The 24,946-nt window shown below is 69.0% G+C and carries 24 protein-coding genes and 1 pseudogene; 16 read left to right on the plus strand and 9 right to left on the minus strand.

Annotation, left to right across the window (positions count from 1 at the left end; all coding sequences use genetic code 11):
• Nucleotides 1-25: 25 nt before the first annotated feature.
• On the plus strand, nucleotides 26-217 hold the full coding sequence (locus AB0H36_RS06835; RefSeq protein WP_360517749.1) for a hypothetical protein: 192 nt from the start codon (nucleotides 26-28) through the stop codon (nucleotides 215-217).
• Here the strand turns inward: AB0H36_RS06835 and AB0H36_RS06840 are convergent.
• Both AB0H36_RS06840 and AB0H36_RS06845 read right to left on the minus strand, forming a co-directional pair.
• A complete protein-coding gene (locus AB0H36_RS06840) occupies nucleotides 207-668 on the minus strand; it encodes an isoprenylcysteine carboxylmethyltransferase family protein (RefSeq protein WP_360517752.1) in 462 nt (153 codons plus the stop codon). The two genes, AB0H36_RS06835 and AB0H36_RS06840, sit on opposite strands and share 11 nt — an antisense overlap.
• Nucleotides 661-1,140: a MarR family transcriptional regulator gene (locus AB0H36_RS06845; RefSeq protein WP_360517755.1), complete on the minus strand. Its 480-nt coding sequence runs from the start codon at nucleotides 1,138-1,140 to the stop codon at nucleotides 661-663. The genes AB0H36_RS06840 and AB0H36_RS06845 overlap by 8 nt, the downstream gene beginning before the upstream one ends.
• 38 nt (nucleotides 1,141-1,178) lie before the next feature.
• On the opposite strand from AB0H36_RS06845, the gene AB0H36_RS06850 reads away from it, so the two are divergent.
• From AB0H36_RS06850 to AB0H36_RS06875, 6 genes are all read left to right on the plus strand, one after another.
• A complete protein-coding gene (locus tag AB0H36_RS06850; protein ID WP_360517758.1) occupies nucleotides 1,179-2,426 on the plus strand; it encodes a hypothetical protein in 1,248 nt (415 codons plus the stop codon).
• Nucleotides 2,427-2,494: 68 nt separating this feature from the next.
• Nucleotides 2,495-3,100 (plus strand): DUF998 domain-containing protein, encoded by a 606-nt coding sequence (locus AB0H36_RS06855; protein ID WP_360517761.1) that lies wholly within the window; start codon nucleotides 2,495-2,497, stop codon nucleotides 3,098-3,100.
• Between the two features lie 24 nt (nucleotides 3,101-3,124).
• A complete protein-coding gene (locus tag AB0H36_RS06860) occupies nucleotides 3,125-3,562 on the plus strand; it encodes a MarR family transcriptional regulator (RefSeq protein WP_360517764.1) in 438 nt (145 codons plus the stop codon).
• A complete protein-coding gene (locus AB0H36_RS06865; RefSeq protein WP_360517767.1) occupies nucleotides 3,559-4,770 on the plus strand; it encodes an MFS transporter in 1,212 nt (403 codons plus the stop codon). Before AB0H36_RS06860 ends, AB0H36_RS06865 begins: the two co-directional genes overlap by 4 nt.
• A 13-nt stretch (nucleotides 4,771-4,783) precedes the next feature.
• Nucleotides 4,784-4,945 (plus strand): hypothetical protein, encoded by a 162-nt coding sequence (locus AB0H36_RS06870; RefSeq protein ID WP_360517770.1) that lies wholly within the window; start codon nucleotides 4,784-4,786, stop codon nucleotides 4,943-4,945.
• A gap of 17 nt (nucleotides 4,946-4,962) precedes the next feature.
• Entirely contained in the window at nucleotides 4,963-5,124 is a 162-nt protein-coding gene (locus tag AB0H36_RS06875; RefSeq protein WP_360518212.1) for a DUF2867 domain-containing protein, read from the plus strand.
• Here the strand turns inward: AB0H36_RS06875 and AB0H36_RS06880 are convergent.
• Both AB0H36_RS06880 and AB0H36_RS06885 read right to left on the minus strand, forming a co-directional pair.
• Nucleotides 5,107-6,951 carry an FtsX-like permease family protein gene (locus AB0H36_RS06880; protein ID WP_360517773.1) on the minus strand — a complete coding sequence of 615 codons (1,845 nt, stop codon included), beginning with the start codon at nucleotides 6,949-6,951 and terminating at the stop codon, nucleotides 5,107-5,109. The genes AB0H36_RS06875 and AB0H36_RS06880 overlap by 18 nt on opposite strands.
• Nucleotides 6,952-7,020: 69 nt before the next feature.
• Complete coding sequence (locus AB0H36_RS06885; RefSeq protein WP_360517776.1) at nucleotides 7,021-7,575, minus strand: TetR family transcriptional regulator; 555 nt, start codon at nucleotides 7,573-7,575, stop codon at nucleotides 7,021-7,023.
• 115 nt (nucleotides 7,576-7,690) lie between these two features.
• On the opposite strand from AB0H36_RS06885, the gene AB0H36_RS06890 reads away from it, so the two are divergent.
• A complete protein-coding gene (locus AB0H36_RS06890) occupies nucleotides 7,691-10,195 on the plus strand; it encodes a bifunctional FO biosynthesis protein CofGH (RefSeq protein ID WP_360518215.1) in 2,505 nt (834 codons plus the stop codon).
• 438 nt (nucleotides 10,196-10,633) lie between these two features.
• Nucleotides 10,634-11,032, plus strand: a complete 399-nt coding sequence (locus tag AB0H36_RS06895; RefSeq protein WP_360517779.1) for a hypothetical protein — start codon at nucleotides 10,634-10,636, stop codon at nucleotides 11,030-11,032.
• Nucleotides 11,033-11,122: 90 nt separating this feature from the next.
• On the opposite strand, the gene AB0H36_RS06900 is transcribed toward AB0H36_RS06895, so the two are convergent.
• Together AB0H36_RS06900 and AB0H36_RS06905 are read right to left on the minus strand one after the other, a co-directional pair.
• Nucleotides 11,123-11,749 carry a hypothetical protein gene (locus tag AB0H36_RS06900; protein WP_360517782.1) on the minus strand — a complete coding sequence of 209 codons (627 nt, stop codon included), beginning with the start codon at nucleotides 11,747-11,749 and terminating at the stop codon, nucleotides 11,123-11,125.
• Nucleotides 11,742-13,754: an acyl-CoA dehydrogenase gene (locus AB0H36_RS06905; RefSeq protein ID WP_360517785.1), complete on the minus strand. Its 2,013-nt coding sequence runs from the start codon at nucleotides 13,752-13,754 to the stop codon at nucleotides 11,742-11,744. The genes AB0H36_RS06900 and AB0H36_RS06905 overlap by 8 nt, the downstream gene beginning before the upstream one ends.
• A gap of 100 nt (nucleotides 13,755-13,854) precedes the next feature.
• Here AB0H36_RS06905 and AB0H36_RS06910 point away from each other — a divergent pair, with 100 nt between their 5' ends.
• Genes AB0H36_RS06910 through AB0H36_RS06925 form a run of 4 tightly spaced genes read left to right on the plus strand, consistent with a single transcriptional unit; the run spans nucleotide 13,855 to nucleotide 16,926 of the window.
• Nucleotides 13,855-14,250, plus strand: coding sequence for a helix-turn-helix transcriptional regulator (locus AB0H36_RS06910; RefSeq protein ID WP_360517788.1), 396 nt, complete (start codon nucleotides 13,855-13,857; stop codon nucleotides 14,248-14,250).
• A complete protein-coding gene (gene modA / locus AB0H36_RS06915; RefSeq protein ID WP_360517791.1) occupies nucleotides 14,250-15,026 on the plus strand; it encodes a molybdate ABC transporter substrate-binding protein in 777 nt (258 codons plus the stop codon). The genes AB0H36_RS06910 and modA overlap by 1 nt, the downstream gene beginning before the upstream one ends.
• Nucleotides 15,023-15,829, plus strand: coding sequence for a molybdate ABC transporter permease subunit (gene modB / locus AB0H36_RS06920; protein WP_360517794.1), 807 nt, complete (start codon nucleotides 15,023-15,025; stop codon nucleotides 15,827-15,829). Before modA ends, modB begins: the two co-directional genes overlap by 4 nt.
• Nucleotides 15,826-16,926 (plus strand): ATP-binding cassette domain-containing protein, encoded by a 1,101-nt coding sequence (locus AB0H36_RS06925; RefSeq protein ID WP_360517797.1) that lies wholly within the window; start codon nucleotides 15,826-15,828, stop codon nucleotides 16,924-16,926. Before modB ends, AB0H36_RS06925 begins: the two co-directional genes overlap by 4 nt.
• A gap of 46 nt (nucleotides 16,927-16,972) precedes the next feature.
• Here AB0H36_RS06925 and AB0H36_RS06930 read toward each other — a convergent pair whose 3' ends face one another.
• On the minus strand, nucleotides 16,973-18,013 hold the full coding sequence (locus AB0H36_RS06930; protein WP_360517800.1) for a hypothetical protein: 1,041 nt from the start codon (nucleotides 18,011-18,013) through the stop codon (nucleotides 16,973-16,975).
• Nucleotides 17,997-18,524 carry an NUDIX hydrolase gene (locus AB0H36_RS06935; RefSeq protein ID WP_360517803.1) on the minus strand — a complete coding sequence of 176 codons (528 nt, stop codon included), beginning with the start codon at nucleotides 18,522-18,524 and terminating at the stop codon, nucleotides 17,997-17,999. The genes AB0H36_RS06930 and AB0H36_RS06935 overlap by 17 nt, the downstream gene beginning before the upstream one ends.
• Nucleotides 18,525-18,768: 244 nt before the next feature.
• Here AB0H36_RS06935 and lanKC point away from each other — a divergent pair.
• From lanKC to AB0H36_RS06950, 3 genes and pseudogenes are all read left to right on the plus strand, one after another.
• Nucleotides 18,769-20,970, plus strand: a pseudogene (gene lanKC, locus AB0H36_RS06940) (class III lanthionine synthetase LanKC); the annotation flags it as partial.
• Complete coding sequence (locus AB0H36_RS06945) at nucleotides 20,945-22,276, plus strand: ABC transporter ATP-binding protein (protein WP_360517806.1); 1,332 nt, start codon at nucleotides 20,945-20,947, stop codon at nucleotides 22,274-22,276. The pseudogene lanKC and the gene AB0H36_RS06945, both read left to right, overlap by 26 nt.
• Nucleotides 22,273-23,970 (plus strand): ABC transporter ATP-binding protein, encoded by a 1,698-nt coding sequence (locus tag AB0H36_RS06950; RefSeq protein WP_360517809.1) that lies wholly within the window; start codon nucleotides 22,273-22,275, stop codon nucleotides 23,968-23,970. The genes AB0H36_RS06945 and AB0H36_RS06950 overlap by 4 nt, the downstream gene beginning before the upstream one ends.
• On the opposite strand, the gene AB0H36_RS06955 is transcribed toward AB0H36_RS06950, so the two are convergent.
• A complete protein-coding gene (locus AB0H36_RS06955) occupies nucleotides 23,949-24,548 on the minus strand; it encodes a response regulator transcription factor (protein WP_360517812.1) in 600 nt (199 codons plus the stop codon). The two genes, AB0H36_RS06950 and AB0H36_RS06955, sit on opposite strands and share 22 nt — an antisense overlap.
• Between the last annotated feature and the right edge of the window lie 398 nt (nucleotides 24,549-24,946).

Genomic DNA, 24,946 nt, shown 5'->3' on the forward strand with positions numbered 1-24,946 from the left:
GTCCCCGCGTTCGGAGGCCTTTTCTATGCCGGCACTTCTCTACCGAGCCGCCATCCACGACGTCCGCGGGACCGACGTCCTGCCGCTGAACCGACTCCGGAATCTCAAGGCCACCGAGCCGCTGCTGCCCTGGGCCGACATTCCGCACATCCTGCACCGCGGCCCGCTCGCGATCAGCCTGTTCCGCGACGCCGGCGGGCGGCCGGTCAGTGTCTGAGGCGTGGCACCCACGCCGGGACGGTACGGCGGTACTCCTCGTACTGAGCGCCGTAGCGGGCGAGCAGCACGGGCTCCTCGTACCAGCGGACGAAGGACGCCATCACGGCCCACGCGAGAACGCCGTACCCGAGGATCCAGAGGTCGAGGAAGGTGAGGGCCTGGCCGAGGATCGCCGTGACGACGCCGACGTACATGGGGTTGCGGACGAAGCGGTAGTCGCCGCCGACCACGAGCTCCTCGGTGGGCGCGAGGGGCGCCGGCGTACCGCGACCCTCCCGGACGAACCGCACGAACGCACGCAGTACGACGTACGCGCCGGCGGCCACCAGCACCAGCCCGGGCCAGAACCGGGGCGCGGCCCAGCCGCTGATCCACCACGGGATCAGCCCACCGACCACGCAGGGCACGGCGAAGAAGAACGCCGTACTGCCCAGCACCGCCTTAAGCATCGTCGAGTCTCGCGATCACCCGGCCGGACAACTCACAGAAGGTCTCGAGCTCGGCCGGGCTCAGGTCGGCGAACCAGTCGGCCACCGCGGCGAAGTCACCGCTGTCTCGCTCCCGCCAGTACTCCGCGCTATGGTTCGTTGCGGACAGCAACTTGCGGCGCCGGTCGGCGGGATCGGGCTCGATCTGCAGCAGATCCTTGCGGACCAGGGCGGCGACGATCTGCGCGACGTTCTGGTGGGTGCTCCCCAGTGCGGCGGCCGCCTCGGCCAGCGACGGCTTCCCCATCGCAGTCACCACCGTGATCAGGGCAGCCTGCTGAGTGGTGAGCCCGTCCGCCCGCAGCCGCTCGTCCATCGCGTACCGCAGCTTCTGGGCGAGCATCAGCGTCGTCCGGAACGCCTGGACCGACGGCGCCAGCTGGGAGCCCGCGCCGATCCCGAACAGCTCCGGGGTCTTGTTGAACGGTGACATAGGCAATATATTACCTATCATCGTCGAAGGGGGCAATGATGATCTGCCTGCTGCCGCACTGCGCGTACCTGTCCGAGACGTCCCGGATGCTCGAGCTCCATCGGGCCCTGACCGCGCTCGGCGTGCCGGTCCGCGTCGCCACCCACGGCGGTCCGCACGAGCGACTCCTCGCCGCGGCCGGCATCGAGTACGACGTCCTCGGCCCCGGCCTGTCCGACGCCCGCGCGGCCGCCTTCGTCGGTTCGGCCGCCGGGCTCGGCGATCCCCGGCAGAGCATGTACGACGACGCCGAGATCCGCACGTACGTGCTGGCCGAAGCGGACTACTTCCGCGCCCACGGGATCACCGTCGCCGTCACCGGCTTCACCGTGACCACGCTGCTCTCCTCACGACTGGCCGGCGTACGCGTCATCACCGAGCACGCGGGCAGCTTCGTCCCGCCGGTCTTCGAGCACCGACTGCTGCCGGCGCCGACGCATCCGGTGGACCCACGCCTGGCGCACGCCCCCGACTGGCTCGCGCGGTTCCTCGTCAACCGGACGACCAACCGCACCACGGCGTACTGCGGCGGCTTCAACCGGGTGGCCGCATCGCTCGGCATCGAAGGGATACCGAGCCTGGCCGCGTTGCTGCTCGGGGACCTCTCAGTGGTGCCGGAGATCCCCGAGGTGCTCGGCGTCTCGTCCGAGGAGGTAGCCGCCTGGCGTCCCGGCAAGGGCTATCGGCCAGGCTCGGAGCTCCGCACGGCCGGCCCGCTCTTCGCTCATCTCGAGCTTGATATGCCGCCTGAGGTGCAGCAGTTCCTCGACCGGCCGGGCCCGGTCGTCTACCTCGCGATGACCTCGACCCCACCGGAGGCGGTGCGCACGGCGATCGCCGAGCTCAGCCGGCTCGACGTACGCCTGCTGGTCGCGGGCACGATCCACGACCTCGCCGACCTCGGCACCGACCGGATCATGATCCAGGGCGTGCTGCCCAGCCATCTCGTGATGCCGCAGGTCGATCTCGCGGTCACCACCGGCGGCCAGGGCAGCGTGCAGACGGCGATGGCCTGCGGTACGCCGCTCCTCGGCATCCCGCTGCACATCGAGCAGGACCTCAACGTCGTCCTGGTCGAGCGCCTCGGCGCAGCCCGCCGCCTCGGCCGCTCCGACGACCTGGCCGCCCTCGCTAGCCGGATGCTCGGCGACAAGTCGCACCTGGCCGCCGCCGAGCGGATCCAGAAGCTGTACGCCGCCGTCGACGGTCCGACCGCAGCCGCGGAAATCATCGCCCGGCAAGTCTGAATTCTGTCCGGATCGACCTGGATCCCTCGACGTCTCTGCTGACAAACCCCAGCAGAGAGGACGAGATCATGAACGTCACCCCACTTCGCGCGTGCGGTATCGCGGCCGGACCGCTCTTCCTGGCCGTGTGGGCCGTGCAGGCCTTCACCCGGGACGGCTTCGACCCCAGCCGGCATCCGCTCAGCCTGCTTGCGCTCGGCAGCGGCGGCTGGATCCAGATCGCAAACTTCGTCATCACCGGAGCTCTGTTCGTCGCCGCGGCGATCGGGCTCCGCGACCACGGCCGCTGGCTGCCGCGCTTCGTCGGCGCCCTCGGCTTCGGCCTGATCGCGGCCGGCGTGTTCGTCACCGACCCAGGCGCCGGCTTCCCAGCCGGAGCACCCGAAGGGCGGGTCGATCCGAGCTACCACGCCATACTGCACGAGGCCGGCTTCGCCATCGTCCAACTCGCCTGGATCGCCGCCGCCATCACCGTGGCCAAGCGCAACACCGGCCTGGCTCGCTGGTCGACCGTGGGTGCAATCGCCCTGGCACTCGCCATCGCCGCCTGGCCGAACCTCGACACCCTCAGCCTCCGCCTCGTCGTCGCAACCGCCATCCAGTTCGCCTTCCTGGCCGCGATTTGCTCCCCGCCGGTGACTCGGGTCACGCTGGCGGCCGCTAGAGATGCATAGTATTGCTATGTATATTTGGGGGATGTGAGTGAGACTGAGCTGACGCAGCTGGGTGTGGACGTGGTGGTTGCCTCGGCGCGGTTGACGCGGTTGGCGGCGCGGGACGTGAGCGCCTTGCCGCACGCGGCGATGCGGTTGCTCGGGCGGCTGGACGAGCTCGGGCCGACCCGGATCAGTGAGCTGGCGAAGGCCGATCGGTGTTCCCAGCCGACGATGTCCAACCTCGTGCAGCGCCAGCAGGACCAAGGCTGGGTACGGCGCGAGCCGGACCCAGCCGACTCCCGCGCCAGCCTGATCAGCCTCACGGACGCCGGGTACGCCGAACTACAGCGCGCCCGCCAGGAAGCCGGCGCGGCCGTCGCCGCCCGCCTCCGCCAACTCCCCGCGACCGACCGCGCCACCCTCGAAGCCTCGGTCGCCATCGTGCACAAGATCCTCGCCCTGGAGGTCTCATCCCGGTGAGCAACTCGTTCCTGAAGCAACCCAAGTCCGTCTGGGCGGTCGCGTTCGCCTGTGTGATCGCCTTCATGGGCATCGGCCTGGTCGACCCGATCCTGAAGCCGATCGCCGAGCAACTGCACGCCAGCCCGTCGCAGGTGTCGCTGCTGTTCACCAGCTACATGGCGGTCATCGGTGTCGCGATGCTGATCACCGGCGCGGTCTCCAGCCGGATCGGCGCCAAGCGCACCCTGCTGATCGGCCTGGCCATCATCGTCGTGTTCAGCGCGCTCGCCGGCCTGTCCGACTCGATCGGCGCGATCGTCGCCTTCCGGGCCGGCTGGGGTCTCGGCAACGCACTGTTCATCGCGACCGCACTGGCCACAATTGTGAACTCGGCCAGCGGCTCGGTCGCCGAGGCGATCATCCTGTACGAGGCCGCGCTCGGCGTCGGCATCGCGGCCGGCCCGCTGGTCGGCGGTGAGCTCGGCACGATCTCCTGGCGCGGTCCGTTCTTCGGCGTCGCCGTACTGATGACCATCGCGCTCGCCGCCACCGCTTTCCTGCTGCCCACGTCACCACCGGCAGCACGCCGTACGTCGATCCTCGAGCCGCTGAAGGCATTGCGGCACAGGTCGTTGGCGACCGTCGCGATCACGGCACTGCTCTACAACTTCGGGTTCTTCACGTTACTCGCGTTCACGCCGTTCCCGCTGGCGATGTCGGCGCGGCAGATCGGGCTGATCTTCTTCGGCTGGGGCATCGGCCTCGCGGTCACCTCGGTGTTCGTGGCGCCGCGGCTGCAGCGGTGGTTCGGCACGCTGCCGGTGGTGATGACCGCGCTGCTGCTGTTCGCCGCGGACCTTGCGGTGATGGGTGTTTACGCACACCACAAGGCGGTCCTCGCGGTCGGCGTGATCGTCGCGGGCCTGTTCCTCGGCATCAACAACACCCTGATCACCGAGGCCGTGATGGCAGCCGCACCGGTCGAACGCGGCACGGCGTCGGCGGCGTACTCCTTCGTCCGCTTCTCCGGCGGCGCCATCGCCCCCTGGCTGGCCGGCAAGCTCGGCGAGGAGATCAACATCCAAATCCCCTTCTACGTCGGCGCCTTCGCCGTAGTCCTCGCCGTAGCCACCCTCGCCACCGGCTGGAAGCCCCTCTCCCACCTCCGCACCCCCACCACCCACTCCCCAGTCGAAGCCCAAGCCCTCACCGCCGCCGACGCCTGAGGGGGCGCCGACGGTGACCATCGAGCGGCTCACCGGGAACCTCGGGGTCACCAAGGGGTCGTCCTACCACCACTTCAAGGGCGCTACCGGGTTCCGGTCGGCGCTCTTGGAGTACTTCGAGGCGCAGTTCACCACGCGGTTGATCGACACGGTCGAGAGTGCGCCAACCACCTGACCGGGTGGCTGGCGATCATCACCGACAACGCCCAGCCGGTCAGCGAGTTCAAGGTCGTCACGCTGGTCAAGTACCTGCGGACGGCCGGGCGGTTCTACTACAGCCTGATCCGGCCGTTCCACCATGTCGTGGTGCAGAGGATGGCTCGCGCAGGCGCTAGGTCACTCGCGTCCCGCTAGCAGGGAGATCGGCTGCGGGTCGGTGGCTCGGTGCGCGGTCAATGCCGCCGCGGCGCCGACCACGACCATCGCGGCGGCGAAGATCAGACCCAGCAGGCGCCACGGAATCGCCAACGCTGCAAGGCCGTACGGGCCCGCTGCGATGCCGGCCAGCGCTGCACCGGCAACGAGTGATCCAAGCAGTACGCCGATGAGCACGACCGCCGTGGACTCGACCAGTGCAACCTGGACGACCTGAGTTCTGGTCAGGCCGGCCATCCGGGCGAGGGCGAACTCCCGACGCCGATCCGCGGTGGACATCACGACGGCGTTGACGACGGCAACAGCGGTGAAGATCCCGGCGAGGCCCATGAGCGCGGCGAACAGGCCGGAGTTGCTGCGCTGCTGGGCTTCACCCCTCGCTTCGGCCCACTCCTTGACTGTCTGCGCGTTGTGGATCTTGTGGCCTGGCGCAACCTTCACGAGGGTCTCGATGCGGCCGCCGGCGGGCAGCAGGCTGCGCGGGACGAAGAAGTTCTCACTGACGTCCAGCGTCTCCGGCATGATCGCCACGACCTTGACCGGAAGCTTTCTGTTGCCCAGAGCAATGGTCAGCGTTTCGCCGAGTTTGTAGCCCTCGGCGGCCATTCCGGGGCCGATGGCAATCGTCCTTCCGGTGAGGCGGTCCAAGGAACCCTTGCGTGGACGGAGCTTGTGCGTCTGCAGGTACGCGGCCGGATCGATCCCGATCGCCTCGGAGTAGACGGTCCGCTTTCCGCGCGTGACGGCAACCGGTACGGCGGTCTGCGGCGAGGCGACCTCGATCCCCGGTCCGGCTGGGACCGCGTGGTCGACCACGAGATCTGCGGTGATCAGTCTCTCCTGCTCCACGCCGACCGCTTTGGCCAGCGATCCGAACGTTCCCCACAAGCCGACGACGAGACCGACGAGCACGATCAACGGCGCTGCGGTGGCAGCACTTCGCCGTACTGCATGAAGAACGCCGGCGCGGGCCAGGTCGGTGATCAGGTTGCCGCGGAGGACTGCGGCGGGGAGACGACCGGCCAGCGGTACGACGACCGGGCTGAGCTGACTGAGGGCGATCGAGCCGCTGATCATCACGACCAGGCCGATCATCAGACCGGCCACGAGGTCACGCGCTGCCTGGGCGGCGATCACCAGCAACACCGTGCAGGCTGCGGCCGAGAGTCCCCAGAACCAGCGCCACGCGGTCATCACTCGCATCGCCTTGGGTGAGTCGGTGATCGCTTCGAGGGCGCTGACCCTCGAGGCGCGCCAGGCGGCGGTGAGTACGCCGGCGAGCGCCGTACTCATGCCGACGATCATCGCGGACCACATGGCCCCCTGGTCCCAGGGCGCGTCGAACCAGTCCGGGAGCATGCCCAGCTCGGTCAGCAGCCTGGACTGCGCCCAGGTGCCGATCAGGCCGATGGGCACGCCGATCGCCGTCCCGAGCAGGCCGAGCAGCATGGCCTCGCACAGCAGCATCAGGCAGACGTACCCGCGCTGCGCTCCGATGAGCCGCAGCAGCCCGAGCTCACGCCGCCGCTGCACCACCGTGAACCCGAACGTCGTGCTGACGATGAACACGGTCAGGAACACCGCGAGAATCACCGACATCCCCATCAACGTGGCCGCTCCGACGTACCCCTCACGCACCCTGGCCCGCTCGTAGGCAGACAACCCGGGCGGCAGGACCGGCCGATCCGTCGCCGCCAGCACCTGCAACCCCGACTGCACCAGCCCGACTCCGAGCGCCACGGCGACAACCGCCCCCGCGAACAGCTGCCACCTGTCCCGCACCGCCCCAACCGACAACCTCAGCATGCGTCCAGCCAACTACCTGGCGTTCCGTGCGCCCCGGGCTCGAGCACCCGACCTGAGGTATCGCCGGCGCTACCTCAGCACGTCGAACAGGGCCGCGAAGTCGGCTCGGTCGATCTCACGGGCACCGATGAGGGCTTGCATCAGCAAGCCGTCCAGCGCTGCCACCAGCAATCGCGCCTTGTGGGGGTCGGCGGTGAAGGCGCGGGCAATCTCGGTAAGCGGTTCGAGCCAGGCTCCGGCGATCTCGCGGAGGTCCGGCCGGCGGGCGGCGTACAGATAGAGCTCGTAGACCGCGAGCGTCCGCCCGCGGCGGCGGTCCAGGCTGTGCTCGATCACCCGCGCCAGCTCGTCCGCCGGCCGGGCACCGAGCTCGCTGCCCCACCCGTGCAGCTCGGCCGCGAGATCCTCCGCCGCCCAGGTCAGCGCGGCGACCAGCAGGTCGTCGAGCGTCGGGAAGTGGTACGTGATCGACGCGACCGACACATCCGCCTCCGCGGCCACCGCGCGATGGCTCACACCTGCGACTCCGTCGCGCTCGACCACCGCCAGCGTCGCCCGCAGCAGCTCGCCCCGCCGCTGCTCACCCCGCCTCCGGCGCCCGTCGACACCCCGCCTGACCTGCACGAACAGCAAACTATCAGGACAGCTGTACGGATTGTTTTTGGTCCCCGGAATCGCGGGAACGCCCGGTTTCCGGCGCTTAGGCTCGGATTTCGTGGCCAACGACATCAGTACGGCGATGCGCCGAGCACTCAAGCGTGCCGACGACGGCAAGACACTCGACCCGGCCGAGGCAGAGGTCCTGCTCGCCGCCACCGGCGACGCGCTGACCGCCTTGATGGCGACCGCGGCGCGGGTCCGCGACCAGGGCCTGGCGGACGCCGGCCGGGCCGGGATCGTCACCTACTCGAAGAAGGTGTTCATCCCGCTGACCCGGTTGTGCCGGGACCGGTGCCACTACTGCACGTTCGCGACCACGCCGGGCCGCGTGCACTCGCCGTACCTCTCGCCGGACGAAGTGCTGGAGATCGCGCGCCAAGGTGCGGCGCTCGGCTGCAAGGAGGCGCTCTTCACCCTCGGCGACGCGCCCGAGGAGCGCTGGGACGCGGCCCGCAAGTGGCTCGAGGAGGCCGGGTACGACAGCACGCTCGACTACGTGCGGGCGATGTCGATCCGGGTGCTCGAGGAGACCGGGCTCCTGCCGCACCTGAACCCCGGCGTCATGAAGTGGCAGGACCTGCAGCGGCTGAAGCCGGTTGCGCCGAGCATGGGCATGATGCTGGAGACCACCTCGCGCCGGCTGTTCGAGGAGAAGGGCCAGCCGCACTACGGCTCCCCCGACAAGGACCCGGCGATCCGGCTGCGGGTGCTGGAGGACGCCGGCCGGTCGAACGTCCCCTTCACGACCGGGCTGCTGATCGGCATCGGCGAGAACCTCACCGAGCGGGCCGACTCGATCTTCGCGCTGCGCAAGATCGCCCGGCAGTACAACGGGATCCAGGAAGTCATCATCCAGGGGTTCCGGGTGAAGCCGGACACGGCGATGCGGAACGACGACGACGTACCGCTGGAGGAATGGCTGGCCGCGATCGCGGTCACCCGGATCGTGCTCGGGCCGCGGGTACGCGTCCAGGCGCCGCCGAACCTGGTCGACCTGAGCGAGTGCCGTGCGCTGCTCGACGCGGGGATCGACGACTTCGGCGGGGTGTCGCCGCTGACGCCCGACCACGTGAACCCGGAGCGTCCGTGGCCGCAGATCGACGACCTCGCGAAGGTGAGCGCGGACGCCGGGTTCGTCCTGCGGGAGCGGCTGACCGCGCATCCGGAGTACTTGCGTGAGCCGTGGCTCGATCCGCGGTTGATCTCGCACGTCGAGGCGCTCGTCGATCCGGCGACTGGGTTGGCCGACGAGTCGGCTCTTCCGGTTGGGCTGCCGTGGCAGGAGCCTGATGGTGGCTGGGACAGCGTTGGCCGTACTGATCTCCACACGGCGATCGACACCGAGGGGCGTCGTACCGAGACACGCTCTGACTTCGACGCGGCGTACGGCGATTGGGATGTGCTGCGTGAGGACGTCGCCGCTCGCCGCGCGGCTGAGGCGGCCGTCGGGGCACCGACTCGGATCGATGCCGAGGTCAAGGCCGCCTTGGCTGCCGCGGAACGTGATCCCGCCGGCCTGTCCGATGCCCAGGCGCTGACGTTGATGACGGCAACGGGTCCGGCCCTGGACGCGCTGGCTACGCTGGCGGACGACTTGCGGAAGGCGACGGTCGGCGACGACGTCACCTACGTCGTCAACCGGAACATCAACTTCACCAACGTCTGCTACACCGGCTGCCGGTTCTGCGCGTTCGCCCAGCGGCGGACCGACGCCGACGCGTACTCGCTGTCCATGGACGAGGTCGGCCAGCGCGCCGAGGAAGCCTGGGTGATCGGCGCCACCGAGGTCTGCATGCAGGGCGGCATCCACCCCGACCTGCCGGGTACGGCGTACGCCGACCTGGTCCGCGCGGTCAAGGACCGGGTGCCCGAGATGCACGTGCACGCCTACTCGCCGATGGAGATCGTCAACGGATCGGTCCGGACCGGACTGTCGATCGAGGACTTCCTGATCTCGGTGAAGGAGGCCGGGCTGGACAGCATCCCCGGCACCGCGGCCGAGATCCTCGACGACGACGTCCGCTGGATCCTCACCAAGGGGAAGTTGCCCACGGCAACCTGGATCGAGGTGATCAGCACCGCGCACAAGGTCGGGCTGCCGTCGAGCTCGACGATGATGTACGGCCACGTCGACGCGCCGCACCACTGGGTCCAGCACCTGCGCACGATCGCCGCCGTGCAGGACCGGACCGGCGGCTTCACCGAGTTCGTGCTGCTGCCGTTCATCCACCAGAACTCGCCGATCTACCTGGCCGGGGTCGCGCGGCCGGGCCCGACGTACGACGAGAACCGCGCGGTGCACGCGATGGCGCGGATCATGCTGCACGGGCGGATCGACAACATCCAGTGCTCGTGGGTGAAACTCGGCGTTGACGGTTGCGTCGCAGTGCTGAACGGCGGCGTCAACGACATCGGCGGCACGCTGATGGAGGAGACGATCAGCCGGATGGCCGGGTCCAAGCACGGCTCCCGCAAGTCGATCGCCGAGCTCACCGCGATGGCGACCGCGGCCGGCCGCCCGGCCCGCCAGCGCACCACGACGTACGGCGAGGTCCCCTCCCGGCCGGCGCTCGAGCTTGCCTGAACTTCCCGGTTGGTGTCTGGTCCCCAGCAGCACCAGACACCAACCAGGCAGTCTTTTCCTTGCCCAACAGGGAAACGCCGGCCGCGCCTGATGTCGGTCGCCACCTCACTGGCGACCGGCACCGTAACGGCACGGCCGGCGTCCTGCTGTTGCCCCGAGAGGGCAGTCGGCCCGAAGGAGGGCGGCCCCGGCGGCTCATTCCGTGACCGGCAGGGGAGGTACAGTCCGGTCGCGGACGGGAGCACTTCCGGGTTCCACCTGGAGCCTGTGTCGGCGACCCGTCCGTCGCCGACAGCAGAACGTTGTCACGCGGCCACAGCGCCGGACCATCCCCCGGATCAAACATTTGCATTGCCTTTGAACAAGGCAACACTGAGTGAATCGATCCTCACTTTCCGTATACTGTTGCCTTTCGCAACAACAACCTGGGGTAACTGGATGCCGGCTCAACAACCGCTGACGGCGCTCATCCACAACCTGGTCGCGACCACCCTGAGAACCGGGGGCGCGACCGCTGACATACCCCGGCGGCAACTGCTCCGCCCGGACGACCAGTGGTACTTCCCGCGGTTTCCGGAGCTGACCCGCATCCTGCCGCTCACCGACCTGGACACCGCGTTCGAGGCCTTCATCTCGGCGCATCTGACGGCGTTCGACGACACTGTCCGGTTCGGTGCGTGGATCAACACGGCCGACCAGACCTGCTACCTCGACCTGATCACGCATGCAGCGACCGCGGCTCAGGCGGCGGCGCTGGCCCGGCGGTACGGGCGCGCGGCCGGGCGGCCGGTCGTCGCGATCTACAACCCGCTGCGGGACCTAACGACGTACCTGTAGAGGGCACACTGGTCGAGATCCGGCATAGACCTCTGGGACTGCGGCAGCGGCCCGCACCGACCTGCTGTCGGGCGGGCCGCTGGAGGTTGGTCAGTACGGGTAGGTGTCGTCGCGGCGGGTGGGGTCCAGGTCCCAGAGGGAGAATTCGACGATTTTGTGGGACTCCTCGCCGCCGGCTGGGGTGAGGCCGGCGTTGTCGTAGTCCTTAGAGCCGAGGCCGTCGAGGTAGCAGAGCAGCTCGAAGGCGGACTGCGCGTCCTCGATGTCGTCGACGACCTCGTCGTTCTGCGCCTCGTCCGCGCGGCTGCGGACGTACTGCACGAACGCCTCCGGGTCCGTCACGACGTAGTCATAGCGCGCCTGGTAGCTGAGCCGGATGCCGTTCTCCGGCAGCAGCGGCTCCTCCAGCTCCTCGAGGTCGTCGAGACTGCCGCCCTCGACGATCTCCCGGTAGTCCTCGGGGTCGTCGAAGTCGTCCGGCCCCAGCGGCAGGTCGTCGAGCTCGTCGGGGTCGTACGAGTCGATCCCGAGGAAGATGTCACCCCAGCCTCGTTCGTGCACGGCGTCCGCGAGCGCCCGGGCCTGGACCCGGACGTTCTCGATCGCGCCGGTGGCCCGCAGGTCGTGCAGGTCCAGAGCGTCGGCCTGCTCCAGCAGCACCCGGGCGAGTTCACGGGCGGCCTCGGCGGCCGACGCGGGTTCGATCGGCTCACTCATGCTGCGACGGTACAACCATCGGCACATCGACCGCCGCGCCCGGTACGCCGAACGCGTCGACGAGGTCCACCGCGACCGGCCGGACCGCGGCGCACAGCTCGTTCACCAGCGCCGTGATCGCCTTCGACCGACCGGGCGACAACCGCCCGTGCTCGAGGTACCAGGCCCGCTCCGACTCGATCGTCGCCAGCGCATGCAGGTCGTAGATATCCTTCAGCTGCTCGCGAATCTCCTCCGGCGCGCTCTGTACGGCGGTCTGGAAAGCCTCCAGCACGACCCGGTCCACATGCGCCCGCCCGGCCGCGATGACATGGTCCTGGCACCGGTTGAACACGTCGAACGGCTCGTCACCCGCGTCGATCCCGGCCTTCAACCGCCGCGCCACCCCAGACAGCATGTGCTCCTCGCGGAACCGCACCATGCCGGAGTGGTACGCGTCGTCCCGCAGCCCGGCATCCGGGTCGGCCGTGTCACTCCGGTTCGGTACGGCGTCACGCAGCCGCTCGACCAACGGTCGCAGGGACGCCTTCTCGACCGCGATCTCGACCGCCTGCGCCGCGATGAACCGGGCCGTCCCGAGCGGGTCGAGCTTCCCGAACGACTCCCGGTAATCGGTCAGCAGACCCTTCGCCACCAGTTGCAGGAGGACGGTGTTGTCCCCTTCGAAGGTGGTGAACACGTCGGTGTCCGCCTTCAGGGTCGCCAGCCTGTTCTCCGCCAGATACCCGGCGCCACCACACGCCTCGCGGCAGGCCTGGATCGTCTCCGTCGCATGCCACGTCCCCACCGCCTTCGTCCCAGCCGCCTGAGCCTCCAGCGCCCGCCGATCATGCTCCCCCTCCACCACCGGGCCGGAGCCCGGCTGCCCCTCCACCCGGCCGGAGGCCGGCTCCCCCTCCACTACCCGGCCGGAGGCCGGTTGCTTGTCGTTGTTTCTGTCAAAGATCCGGACGAACTCGTCCACCAGCTCCGCTTGGGCGAAGTGCAGCGCATAGGTCCGGGCGAGCAACGGCAGCAGTCGCCGTTGATGCATCCGGTAGTCGAGCAGCGACGCCTCCTCGGCACTCCCCGGCGCCCCGAACTGCCGACGACGAGCGCCGTACCGAATCGCGATCGTGAGAGCGACCTTGCTCGCGTTGATCGCGGCGCCGCCGACCGACACCCGGCCCTGGACCAGCGTCCCGAGCATGGTGAAGAACCGCCGGTCCGGGTTCTCGATCTCGCTCGCGTAGTTGCCCTCAGCATCAACCTGGGCATAGCGATCGAGCAGCGCCTCCCGCGGCACGCGGACCTGGTCGAACACGATCCGCCCGTTGTCCACCCCGTTCAGCCCGAGCTTCGGACCGCAGTCGGACAGCGTCACGCCAGGCAGCGGTGAACCGTCCGCCGACCGAATCGGAACCAGCAGGCAGTGCACACCGTGACTCTCACCACCGACGACGAGCTGCGCGAACACCGCCGCCATCCGGCCGTGCCGCGCCGCGTTGCCGATGTAGTCCTTCCGGGCGGCCGGATTCGGGGTGTGGACGACGAACTCCCCGGTCGAGGCGTCGTACGTCGCCGTCGTCCCGAGCGCCTGGACGTTCGAGCCGTGGCCGGTCTCGGTCATCGCGAAGCAGCCCAGCAGCCGGCCGCTGATCGCGTCGGCCAGGTACTCCTCGTGGTGCCGCTCGGTCCCCAGGTGCAGGATCGCGCCGGCGAACAGCCCGAACTGCACACCCGCCTTCACCATCAGCGAGAGATCCCCGAAGGCGAGCATCTCGAAGCCGGCGATGAACCCGCCGAGGTCGCCGCCCCCGCCGTACTCCTTGGGGAAGCCGCGCGCCGGATGGCCCTCTGCGGTGATCCGCTCCAGCAGCCCGAGCACCCGGTCGCGGTAGTCCTCCCGCGGCAGGGTGACGGCCAGGTCGAACAGCTCCGCGTCGGCGGCCAGCCCGGCACGCACCACGTCGCGGGCCGCCTTGTAGGGCCCGTCCAGGTAGTCCCGCATCCCCGATGTCGTCATGCTCATAACTTATGCGGATCGGCGAGCACTTTCCGTCAGCACTTCCTGACTGTGGACAACTCGCGCCACGATCCGCATCTGCGGCACTAGACTGTTGATCGTGCCGAAATTGCGGATCAGTGAGGCCGCTGCACTCCTCGGAGTCAGCGATGACACCGTGCGCCGGTGGGTCGAGCAGGGCAGGTTGCCGTCGGTCCAGGACGGCGGGCGGATGGCGGTCGACGGGCGTGAGCTCGCCGCCTTCGCGCAGCAGCTGGCGGAGTCGCCCGAGCCGGGGAACACCACCGCCGCCTCGGCGCGCAACCGCATGCGGGGAATCGTCACCCGCGTGCTCAAGGACGGTGTGATGGCCCAGGTCGAGATGCAGGCCGGGCCGTTCCGCGTCGTGTCGCTGATGAGTCGCGAGGCCGCCGACGAACTCGGCCTGGAGCCCGGCGTGGTCGCCGTCGCCTCGATCAAGTCCACCCATGTCGTCGTCGAAATCCCGGAGGCCTGATGTTCCGCCGTACTGCGCTCGCGGCCCTCGCCGCCGTTGCCGCGCTCAGCTTCACCGGCTGCGGTGCCGACGCCCCGGCGGCGTCATCGGGCGACGCCAGTACGGCGGCACTGTCCGGGACCGTCAACGTGTTCGCGGCCGCGTCACTGACCGGCTCGTTCACCCAACTCGGCAAGGACTTCGAGAAGGCGCATCCCGGTGTGAAGGTGGTGTTCAACTTCGCCGGCAGTTCGGCGCTGGCGCAGCAGATCAACCAGGGCGCGCCGGCCGACGTGTTCGCCTCGGCGGCGCCGAAGAACATGGACCAGGTGACCGACAAGAACACTCCGACGGTGTTCGTGCAGAACACGCTGGAGATCGCCGTACCCGCTGGGAACCCGGGCAAGATCACCGGGCTGAAGGACTTCGCGGACAAGAACAAGAAGATCGCGCTGTGCGCCACACAAGTGCCCTGTGGAGCTGCCGCGGACAAGGTGTTCAAGGCGGTCGGCATCACGCCGCAGCCGGACAGCCTGGAGCAGGACGTCAAGGCCGCGCTGACGAAGGTGAGCCTCGGTGAGGTCGACGCGGCGCTCGTCTACAAGACCGACGTGCTGTCGTCGAAGGACAAGGTGGAGGGCATCGCGTTCCCCGAGGCCGGCAAGGCGATCAACGAGTACCCGATCGCCACGTTGGCCAAGGCGCCGAACCCGGACGGCGCCAAGGCGTTCGTCGACTACGTCCTCTCCGACCAGGGCAAGGCAGTCCTCACCGCTGCCGGGTTCGCCGCACCGTGAGCCGTAGGCGCAGGAGCACGACCGGGCGGCCGCCCCTCGTGCTCCTGCTGCCTGCGCTGCTCGGTCTGGCCTTCCTGCTGATCCCATTGCTTGGCCTGCTCGCCAGAGCGCCTTGGTCGACACTGCCGGGCCGGCTGTTCAGTGCAGACGTCTGGACGGCACTGCGGCTGTCGCTGGTGTGTGCGACTGCTGCGACCGTGGTGTGCCTGCTGTTGGGGATCCCGTTGGCGTGGCTGCTGGCCAGAGGCTCTGTGCCTGGTCGGGGGCTCATCAGGGCGCTGGTCACCGTCCCGCTGGTGCTGCCGCCAGTGGTCGGTGGTGTGGCGCTGTTGCTGGTGTTGGGGCGCCGCGGGCTGATCGGTGAGCGGCTGGACCTGTGGTTCGGGTTCTCCTTGCCCTTCACAACAGCCGGAGTGATCGTTGCGGAAGCGTTTGTCGCGATGCCGTTCCTGGTGATCTCGGTGGAGGGCGCACTGCGTGCTGCGGACCCGCGCTACGAGGAGGCTGCGGCCACACTCGGGGCGGGGCGGTGGCTGACGTTCCGACGCGTCACGCTGCCGTCGATCGCGCCGGGTGTCGTGGCGGGCGCCGTACTGTGCTGGGCTCGGGCTCTGGGCGAGTTCGGCGCGACGATCACGTTCGCGGGCAACTTCCCCGGCCGTACGACGACTATGCCGCTCGCCGTGTATCTGGCGTTGGAGACCGACCCTGACGTGGCCGTCGTACTGAGTCTGGTGCTGCTGCTCGTGTCGGTCGTCGTACTGGCGTCTCTGCGCGAGCGTTGGATCAGGGGGTTGCGATGACGCTTCATGCTGACGTGCGGGTACGCCGTGGGGACTTCGACCTCTCGGTGGAGTTGTCTGTCGAGCCGGGTGAGGTCGTGGCGCTGCTTGGGCCTAACGGAGCCGGCAAGACCACTGCACTGCGTGCCATTGCTGGGTTGCTGCCTGTTGGCGAGGGGCGCATCGCGCTGGACGAGCAGGTGTGGGACGAGCCGCCTCGGGTCTTCCGTACGGCGGACCGGCGGCCGATCGGAGTGGTGTTCCAGGACTACCTGCTCTTCAATCACCTGTCCTGCTTGGAGAACGTCGCCTTCGGGCTGCGAGCTCGTGGGGTCGACAAGCATGCAGCGCGTGCTGAGGCTTTGCGCTGGCTGGAGGCGGTTGGGCTGGCGTCGTACGCGCGTACTCGTCCTCGCTCGTTGTCCGGTGGCCAGGCCCAACGGGTGGCACTGGCTCGTGCGCTAGCCACAGAGCCGGAGCTGCTGTTGCTGGACGAGCCGTTGGCCGCTTTGGACGCCGGTACGACGATCCACGTACGCGCCGAGCTGGACCAGCATCTACAACGCTTCTCCGGTCGCACACTGCTCGTCACCCACGACCCGCTCGATGCCATGGTCCTCGCAGACCGCCTGGTCATCGTGGAGAACGGCCGCATCGTCCAGCAAGGCCGCCCCACCGACATCTCCCGCCGTCCCCGCACCGACTACGTCGCCCAACTGGTCGGCCTCAACCTCTACCGCGGTACTGCGTCCGGCACGACCGTCAGCCTGGCCAACGGCGGCACGATAACCCTCGCCGAACCAGCCAACGGCCCGGTCCACGTCGCCTTCCCACCCACTGCGGTCAGCCTGTACGTCGAACCGCCGTCCGGAAGCCCCCGCAACACCTGGCCCGCGACGGTCACCGGCATCGAGCAACACGCCCACACAGTCCGAGTCCGCCTCACCGCAACCCCCGCCGGCCCCGACACCCTACTGGCCGACATCACCCCAGCCGCGGTCGCCGACCTCCACCTCTCCCCCGGCCAACCCCTCCACGCCACCCTAAAAGCCACCGAAATCCACACCTACCCCCAGCTGACCCATCCCACGCTGCATCGAGTTGTGGATTCCGGCTGACGAAACCCACCGATCTCGACCGGAATCGACAACTCGGCGAAGCGGCTCAGGTGAGGCGGTGGTTCAGCGTGAGTTGGAGGAGGGCGGCGCCGGCGGATTGGAGGGGTTTGTGGTGGATGTAGGTGTTGAGGGTTTCGGGGGTTAGGGGCTGGGGGGTGAGTACGTGGCCTTCGGTGTTGGTGGCTACCACGTCGCCGAAGAGGGTGTCGAAGAGGTCGGAGTCGATGGAGAGGACGGTTAGCAGGTCGGTGGCGAAGGTGAGGGGGTCTACGCCTAGGCCTACGCAGTACGCGCGGGCTGTGCCGTCAGCTAGGGCGGTGGTGAGGTGGGCGGCCAGGGGCCAGGTGGTGTAGTCGATGGGGCCGTTGTAGGTCTCTGAGGCTCCCAGGAGTTCTTCGGAGAGTTCGCGGATGATGTTGCGCCACAGGGAGAAGTCGTTCAGTTCGTCGGTGCTTGGCTGGAAGATGCCGGACGGGACGACCTGGTAGAGGCCGGCTGCGTGGGCGACCTTCGCGGGGTCTCGCCAGTGCAGGTAGAAGGTCGACTCGCCGGAGCTCACGTCGCGGCGGATGGTCAACGTGCTGATCGCGACGTTGGTCGGGCGTCGCGTCGGGTCCCATGGGTCGCCGATCGCGGTGCGCACGGTCGCCGGGTCGGCGTGGCCCAGGCGGCGGGCGGCGTACTCGTGGGCGGCAGCCTCTCCGGTGTTGATGCTGTCGAAGTAGGTGCCCCGGCCCAGGCGGAGCACCGGTCGCGGGCCGGCCAGGTCTGCCGATAGGAGCCGGTACGTCGGGCGGTTCTCGAAGACCGCTGGTGGAGCCAGGGCGGCCATCGCCTCCGCGTAGGTCTCGTAGGGCCCAGGCACGACCCCCGTCACGCCGGAGAACACCGCGTCGGGGTCGAACTCCAGCTGCACAGACATCAGCGGGATCGGTTCCGGCGGGATCCAGGACGCCGGCGCCAGCAGTGGAGTCCCGGCGACACGGCTTGCGGCGGGGAAGTCGTGTGCGGCCTCCGTGCCGAGGCGGTAACGGTTGCTGACGAGGTAGCGCCGTACCTCGAGCCAGGTCTCAGAAGGCGAGGACATGGAGGAGTCCGACCAGGGAGGCGGCACCGATGATCTCGCCGGCGGTGATGCGGTTGCGGATCGAGTCGAGGCGGATCCACTCGATGTGGTCGGCCTCGTTGATGTCGGTCGGCGGGCCGGTGTACTCGGCGCCGTACGAGACGAACAGCAGGTTCTCGGCATCCGTCGTACCGACGGAAGGTTGCAGGGACACCAGAGGACGCACGTCTCTCGGGCGCCACCCGGTCTCCTCCTCGACCTCGCGAGCCGCGGTGACAGCCGGATCCTCGCCGGGGTCGACGTAGCCGCCGGGGAGCTCCCACACCCAGCGGTCGATGATGAATCGGTGCCGCCACATCATCAGCACGTGCTCGCGGGCGTCGTCCAGGACGACCGTCATCGCGGCCTTCGGCATCCGTAGGACGTACTGCTCGAACTGGACGCCGTCGGGGAGTTCGACGGAGGCGATGGTCAGGTGGAGGTGGCGGGTGTTGTCGACCAGGCGTTCGGCGTGGAGCTTCCACTTCGGCACGTGGTGAGCCTAGTACGAGTGAGCGAGCTGGAAGTTACGGGTTGTGATGGCGTTGGGACGGATTGACATGTTGTAAAGGGGCGTTCCACGCTCGCTCAACCCAACGCAGTAACGAAGAGTGTTTAGTTACTCACTCGTAGTGGGTGGGTTCTTCACACGAGAGTGATGACATCGTGCACTACGACGACCCCTGCCGGGGCGCCCAAGATGTGGCGGGGCACCACGGAAGGGGGGTCGGACAGTTATGCATGAGACAGCGCAGGACAGCTACGAGTTCTACTGCTTGGCGGATCGGACGTTCTACGAGACGCCGGCCAACCGTGGTGCTCAGCACCCGGACTTCGCCCTGTGCGGGCGTGCGGTGCCGGACGGCTGGCAGCACGTGCCGGGCGAGACCTGGATGCACTACGCGCCGACCGAACTCCGGCTGCCGGCGCAGGGGTGGAAGATTCACGTGTCGGCGCGGCTGGCCGATGTGGAGCGGACGCTCGAGGCGGTGTGGGACTACTGCGTTCCGCGAGGCATCGCGTTCAAGTTCCTGCGGAACGAGCCGGTGCTGGTGATGGTCAACTCGAAGTCCGCGCCGCGTGGTTCGAGCGGCAAGCTGGTGACGATGTACCCGGCCGACGAGACGCAGCTGCACACCACCCTGACCGGGCTCGACGAGATCTTCGCAGGTGTCGAAGGCCCTTACATCCTGAGCGATCTGCGCTACGCCGAAGGCCCGCTCTTCGTCCGGTACGGCGCTTTCGTCAGCCGCTTCTGCCTGTCGCCTACCGGTGAGCGTGTGCTCGCGATCGAGGACGACCAGGGCCGGCTCGTCCCGGACCATCGCAGCCCGACGTTCTCGGTGCCGCCGTGGGTCACGCTGCCGGCGTTCCTGCAGCCGCACCTGGACGCCCGCAACGCGGTCACCACCAACGACCTCGCGTACACGATCGACGGCGTCATCCAGTTCTCCAACGGCGGCGGCGTGTACGTCGGCCACCACAACGAGACCGGTGAACGCGTCGTCCTCAAGGAAGGCCGTCCGTACGCCGGACTGGACATGGCCGGCCGGGACGCGGTCGCCCGGATCAGCCACGAACGAGACATCCTGGCCCAGCTCGACGGACTCGACGTCGTACCGAAGACGTACGACTACCTGCAGCTCGGCGAGCACCACTTCCTCGTCCAGGAGCACATCGACTCGGTGTCCCTGCAGCGAGAGCTGGTACGGCGCTACCCGCTGACCCACCCGGATGCGACCGAGGCGGAGAAGGCGGGGTACGCCGACTGGGCGACAAGCACGGTCGAGCAACTCACCCAGGCGGTCGAGAAGCTCCACAGCCGCGGCGTCGTGTTCTGCGACCTGCACCCGGACAACGTCCTGCTGGACGCCGACGGCCGGCTCAAGCTGATCGACTTCGAGGTGGCGACCAAGGCCGAGGACAAGGCCCGCTCCACTCTGGCCCACCCCGGGTACGCGGCGCCGCCGGACCGGCAAGGTGTCGACGTGGACCGGTACGCGCTGGCCTGCGTCGCACTCGGCGTCTACGCGCCACAGGCGACGATCCTGCTGAATCTCCAGCCTGGCAAGGCGTTCCAGCTCGCCGACATGATCACCGAGACTTTCCCCGTGCCGGGGGCAACGATCGACGAGGCGGTCCGCACCGTCGCGGGAGCCAAGGCCAAGGACGACCTGGCCGGCATCGCGCTCCCAGGCAAGGCCGAGTGGTCACAAGTCAGAGAAGCACTCGCCAAGGCGATCGTCACCAGCGCCACCCCCGACCGCACCGACAGGCTGTTCCCCGGCGACATCGCGCAGTTCCGGGCCGGCGGCGGCATCGACCTCGCGACCGGCGCAGCGGGCGTCCTCTACACGCTGGCGAAGACCGGAGCCGGACGCTTCCCGGAGTACGACGACTGGTTGCGCAAACGGAGCCTGGACACAGAGTGCGGCCCCGGCCTGTACGACGGTCTGCACGGTGTAGCGCACGTCCTCGACGAGCTCGGCTATCGCCAGGACGCGCTGGACCTGGTCGGCCGCACACTGGCCGACGACTGGAACTCCCGCGAGCTCGGCCTGCACTCCGGCCTCGCCGGTATCGGCCTCAACCTCCTGCACTTCGACACCGAGCCCGCTCTGCGCGCGGCCGCCGTGCGTGTGCTGGACCAAGCGGCGGACCGGCTCGGCGACGTGGACGACGTACCGGAGATCAGTGGTGGTCAGCATGCGCGGGCCGGCCTGATGTACGGGTCGTCGGGGCCGGCGCTGCTGTTCCTGGAGGCGTACGAGCGACTCGGCGACACCGGACTGCTCGACCTGGCGGAGATCGCCATCCGGCAAGACCTCCGGCGAAGCGTCAAGACGCCGGACGGGATGCGGCAGGTCAACCAAGGCTGGCGGACGCTGCCGTACCTCGAGGAGGGCTCGGCCGGTGTCGCGCTCGTCCTCGAGCGGTACCTCCACCGACGCCGCGCAGGCCGGTCCTGCAGCCGTCACCGCAGTCGCCGCCGTCGCACCGCCCGCCGGAAGCCTGGTCCTGCTGGCCCTGATCGACCCATGGCTGGCCGCAGCCTTCTTCGGCGGCGTGCTGCTCGTGATCGCAGTCCTCTGGACGTTCGCACGCCGTACGGCGGATGTCAGCCTTGCCTACCAGGAGACGCAGGGCCGGATCGCCTCGCTGCTGTCCGAGTCGCTCACCGGCATCCGCACGATCACCGCCGCCGGTACGACGGCCCGCGAGGAGCGCCGCATCCTCGGTCTGCTGCCGGAGTTGCACAAGCACGGGGTCGTCACCTGGCGGATCCTGGCCCGCTCCGGCGCACAGGCTGCCGTGGTCGGTCCGCTCGTGCTGGTCGCCGTACTGGCTGTCGGCGGGCTTCAACTCGTCTCCGGCCGGATCACCGCCGGCGAACTGTTTGCTGCTTCGCAGTACGCCGTGCTCGGCGCCGGCCTGGGCAACCTGACCGGCGTGATCGGTGAGCTTGCCCGGGCGCGAGCCGGGGTGCACCGGGCCGCGGAGGTGCTGTCGGCGGACACGATCGCGTACGGGACGTTGCCGATTCCGAGCGGCTCGGGTCAGCTGACCTTCGACGCGGTCACCGTCGTCGCAGGCGGGAATGTCCTGCTGGACAACGTGAATCTCGAGCTGCCCGGTGGTGCGACGGTGGCCGTCGTCGGTGCGAGCGGCGCCGGGAAATCGGTGCTTGCGGCGGTCGCCGCGCGGCTTCGCGACCCGTCGAACGGCCAGGTTTCGCTGGACGGCGTGCCGCTGCAGGCAGTCAGCCGGCGAGCGCTGCGCACAGCGGTCGGGTGTGCATTCGAGCGCCCGCAGCTGGTCGGGCGGACGATCGGCGAGGTGATCGAGCCGCACGCCATCAGCCCGGTGCGCACGCTGGCCGCCGCGCGGGCCACGCACGCGCACGACTTCGTCAGCCGGCTGCCCGACGGGTACTTCACTTCGTTGCGCAAGGCACCGATGTCCGGCGGCGAGCGGCAACGGCTCGGCCTGGCGCGGGCGTGGTCGGCGAACCGTCTGCTGGTGCTGGACGACGCGACCTCGAGCCTCGACACCGCAACCGAGCTGCAGATCAGCCGCACCCTCACCGAGGACCGGCACCGCCGGACCCGCCTCATCGTCACCCACCGCTCTGCGACCGCGGCCCGAGCCGACCTGGTCATCTGGCTCGACCACGGCCAGGTCCTGGCCGTCGCCCCGCACGCCGACCTCTGGCAGAACTCGTCGTACCGCGAGGTCTTCGGTTGAGACGCGAACTCAGGTACGGCGCCCGCGCGGTCCGGAACCGGTCGAGCCTGAAGCTGCTCGCCTGGTCGATCCCGGAGATCCTCCCGACCGCCGTGTACGGCATCGCGGTCGCACGGGCGACGGACAACTTCCTCGCCGGGCACGCCTGGCAAGGGATCGCCTGGCTCGGCGGCCTGATCGCGGCCGCGGGCCTCGGCTCGGCGGGCGCGAAGCAGGTGTACGCCCGGCTCGGCGACCTGGTCGAGCCACTCCGCGACGACCTGGTACGGCGGGTCGTCGCCGGCGCACTGCGGACAGGCGACGACAGCGCCGTGGCCCGCCTGAACCGCCAGGTCGAGATCGTCCGGGACACGTTCGCCGGTCTGGTCCTGGTGATCCGCAGTTTCGCCGTCACGCTGTTCGGCGTACTGACCGGACTGTTGTCACTGGCACCGGTCGTCGCGGCCTTCGTCGTACCACCGTTCCTGATCGGGTTCGCGCTGTCGCTGGCGGTGCTGGGGATGGCGGCGGATCGGGTCCGGGCGTCGCTGACCGCCGACGAGGAGCTGGCGGCGTCGGCCGGGATGGTGTTCGGCGGCGTCCGCGACATCACAGCGACGGGGACCGAGGAGTACGCCGGTGAGCTGGTCGGCGAGCCGATCGAGGCGCACGCTGCAGCCGAGCGGGCGCTCGCGAAGGTCGCTGCGCTCCGGACGCTGTGCTTCGCGGTCGGCGGGTGGTTGCCGTTGCTCATCCTCCTGGCGATCGGGCCGTGGTTGGTAGGCCGCGGGGTCAGCACAGGCACACTCCTCGGCGGTCTGACATATGTATTGATCGGTTTGCAGCCTGCGCTCAACACCGTGATCAGTGCGTTGGGCGACAGTGGCCTGCGGTACGTGATCACGCTCGGCCGGATTCTGGACACGTCGGCTCCCGCGGAGCGGCCGCGCCGGATCGACATCGTCCACGGGTATCAGGTGCGGATGCGCGGACTGACGTTCGCGTACGGGCCGAACGCGGAGCCGGTGCTCGACAACCTCGAGCTGACCGTGGCCGAGGGCGAGCATCTGGCAGTGGTCGGGCCGAGCGGGATCGGCAAGTCGACGCTGGCCGGGTTGATCTGCGGGATGCTCCGGCCAACCAGCGGGCGGCTGTCGCTGGGCGACGTACCTCCGAGCGAGCTGACGACCGAACGGCTGGCCGCGACGCGGGTGCTGATCCCGCAGGAGGCCTATGTGTTCAGCGGCACGGTGCAGGACAACCTGACCTACTTGTTGCCTGACGCAACGATACGGGAAGTCGAAGAGGCGGTCGAGGCGATCGGCGCCGGTGCGTTGATCGAGCGGATCGGCGGGCTGGCGGCGGACGTGAAGCCTGGTGAGTTGTCGGCCGGCGAACGGCAGGTGATCGCGCTGGTTCGCGCGTACCTGTCGCCGGCGCCTCTCGTCGTACTCGACGAAGCCACCTGCTTCCTCGACCCGGACGCCGAACGGCGAGCCGAGGAGGCGTTCGCCAAGCGCGGCGGGACGCTGATCGTGATCGCGCACCGGATCAGCTCGGCACTCCGCGCGCGGCGCATCCTCGTCCTGGACGGGAACAAGGCAACTATCGGCACGCACGCCCTGCTGATGCGAACTTCCCACCAGTACCGCGAGTTGCACGGCCACTGGACACCGCCTGTCCCAGGGCGACGTCAGATCCAGCCGGCGTCCTGAGCCTTCCGGATCGCCTCGATCCGGCTGCGGGAACCCGTCTTCGCAAGGATGCGGGACAGGTAGTTGCGAACCGTGCCCGTGCTCAGACTCAGCGTGCGGGCGACCTCCTGCGCGGTGGCTCCGGTGCTGACCTGGCGGAGCACGTCGCACTCGCGATCGGTCAGCGGATTGTCACCGGCCTTCAACGCCGCGACAGCAAGCCGTACGTCGACCACCGGTAAGCCCTTCGCCACGTCGCGCACCGATTGCACCAGTTGGTCGGTCGTCGCATCCGTCGCAATCAAGCCGATCCGCGGAGCCTGCTTCACCAGGGCCAGGCTGGTCGCGGCGATCGCCTCGTGGTCGATCAGGACCAGCACGCCGGGCCCGGTCAGCTTGCGGCAGAGGTCCTCGACCCTGATCCGCCCTGGCAGCTGTGGATCGAGCAGCACGACGTGCGGCCGCCGCCCGGCCACCTGCAGGACGTCTTCCGAACGGTCCAGCTCGGCCACCACGTCCAGGTCGTTCTCCCTTGCCAGCACCGCGGCCAGTGCACCACGCACCATCGTGCCGCGATGGCCGAGAGCCACTCGGATCACCGCTACGCCCCCATCACGTCCGTTGCCTCATCCGCCGAACACACCCCGCGCGACGTGATTTCCAGAACTGCCGGACGGCGGTGCCCGTGTCTCATCAACGACCCAACCGGCCGGAGGGCACGCGGGACCGGAGGAAACCGATCGGTCCAGGCGGGAAACCGGCCTGTTTCGAGCGTTTGACTACCCCGGACCCGCGGTGCCCAAACCCACCGTTCAGGAGCCGGAAACCGTTCTGTTGTTGGGATTTCGGTAGGTCAGGGGCAGAAAAAATGTCGGGGCAGATCGCCGAATGGTCTTGCGTTCGGGGCCGAGGTCGCACAGGATGACTCGGGTCACGTCGTTACCGTGGCGTGATCATTCGGACGCTGTCCTGTGACCTGCCCGGATGCCCCCTCCCC

Origin of the sequence: Kribbella sp. NPDC050820 (genome assembly GCF_040653975.1) — a bacterium.
GTDB lineage: Bacteria > Actinomycetota > Actinomycetes > Propionibacteriales > Kribbellaceae > Kribbella.

Bases quoted from the DNA above. Each gene is read 5' to 3' on its own strand.
- AB0H36_RS06930 (WP_360517800.1), bottom strand. From the start codon at position 18,013: ATGTCCTCGCCTTCTGAGACCTGGCTCGAGGTACGGCGCTACCTCGTC.
- AB0H36_RS06845 (WP_360517755.1), bottom strand. From the start codon at position 1,140: ATGTCACCGTTCAACAAGACCCCGGAGCTGTTCGGGATCGGCGCGGGC.
- AB0H36_RS06840 (WP_360517752.1), bottom strand. From the start codon at position 668: ATGCTTAAGGCGGTGCTGGGCAGTACGGCGTTCTTCTTCGCCGTGCCC.
- AB0H36_RS06880 (WP_360517773.1), bottom strand. From the start codon at position 6,951: ATGCTGAGGTTGTCGGTTGGGGCGGTGCGGGACAGGTGGCAGCTGTTC.
- modA (WP_360517791.1), top strand. From the start codon at position 14,250: ATGTTCCGCCGTACTGCGCTCGCGGCCCTCGCCGCCGTTGCCGCGCTC.
- AB0H36_RS06895 (WP_360517779.1), top strand. From the start codon at position 10,634: ATGCCGGCTCAACAACCGCTGACGGCGCTCATCCACAACCTGGTCGCG.
- AB0H36_RS06850 (WP_360517758.1), top strand. From the start codon at position 1,179: ATGATCTGCCTGCTGCCGCACTGCGCGTACCTGTCCGAGACGTCCCGG.
- AB0H36_RS06900 (WP_360517782.1), bottom strand. From the start codon at position 11,749: ATGAGTGAGCCGATCGAACCCGCGTCGGCCGCCGAGGCCGCCCGTGAA.
- AB0H36_RS06855 (WP_360517761.1), top strand. From the start codon at position 2,495: ATGAACGTCACCCCACTTCGCGCGTGCGGTATCGCGGCCGGACCGCTC.
- AB0H36_RS06905 (WP_360517785.1), bottom strand. From the start codon at position 13,754: ATGACGACATCGGGGATGCGGGACTACCTGGACGGGCCCTACAAGGCG.
- AB0H36_RS06835 (WP_360517749.1), top strand. From the start codon at position 26: ATGCCGGCACTTCTCTACCGAGCCGCCATCCACGACGTCCGCGGGACC.
- AB0H36_RS06890 (WP_360518215.1), top strand. From the start codon at position 7,691: ATGCGCCGAGCACTCAAGCGTGCCGACGACGGCAAGACACTCGACCCG.
- AB0H36_RS06925 (WP_360517797.1), top strand. From the start codon at position 15,826: ATGACGCTTCATGCTGACGTGCGGGTACGCCGTGGGGACTTCGACCTC.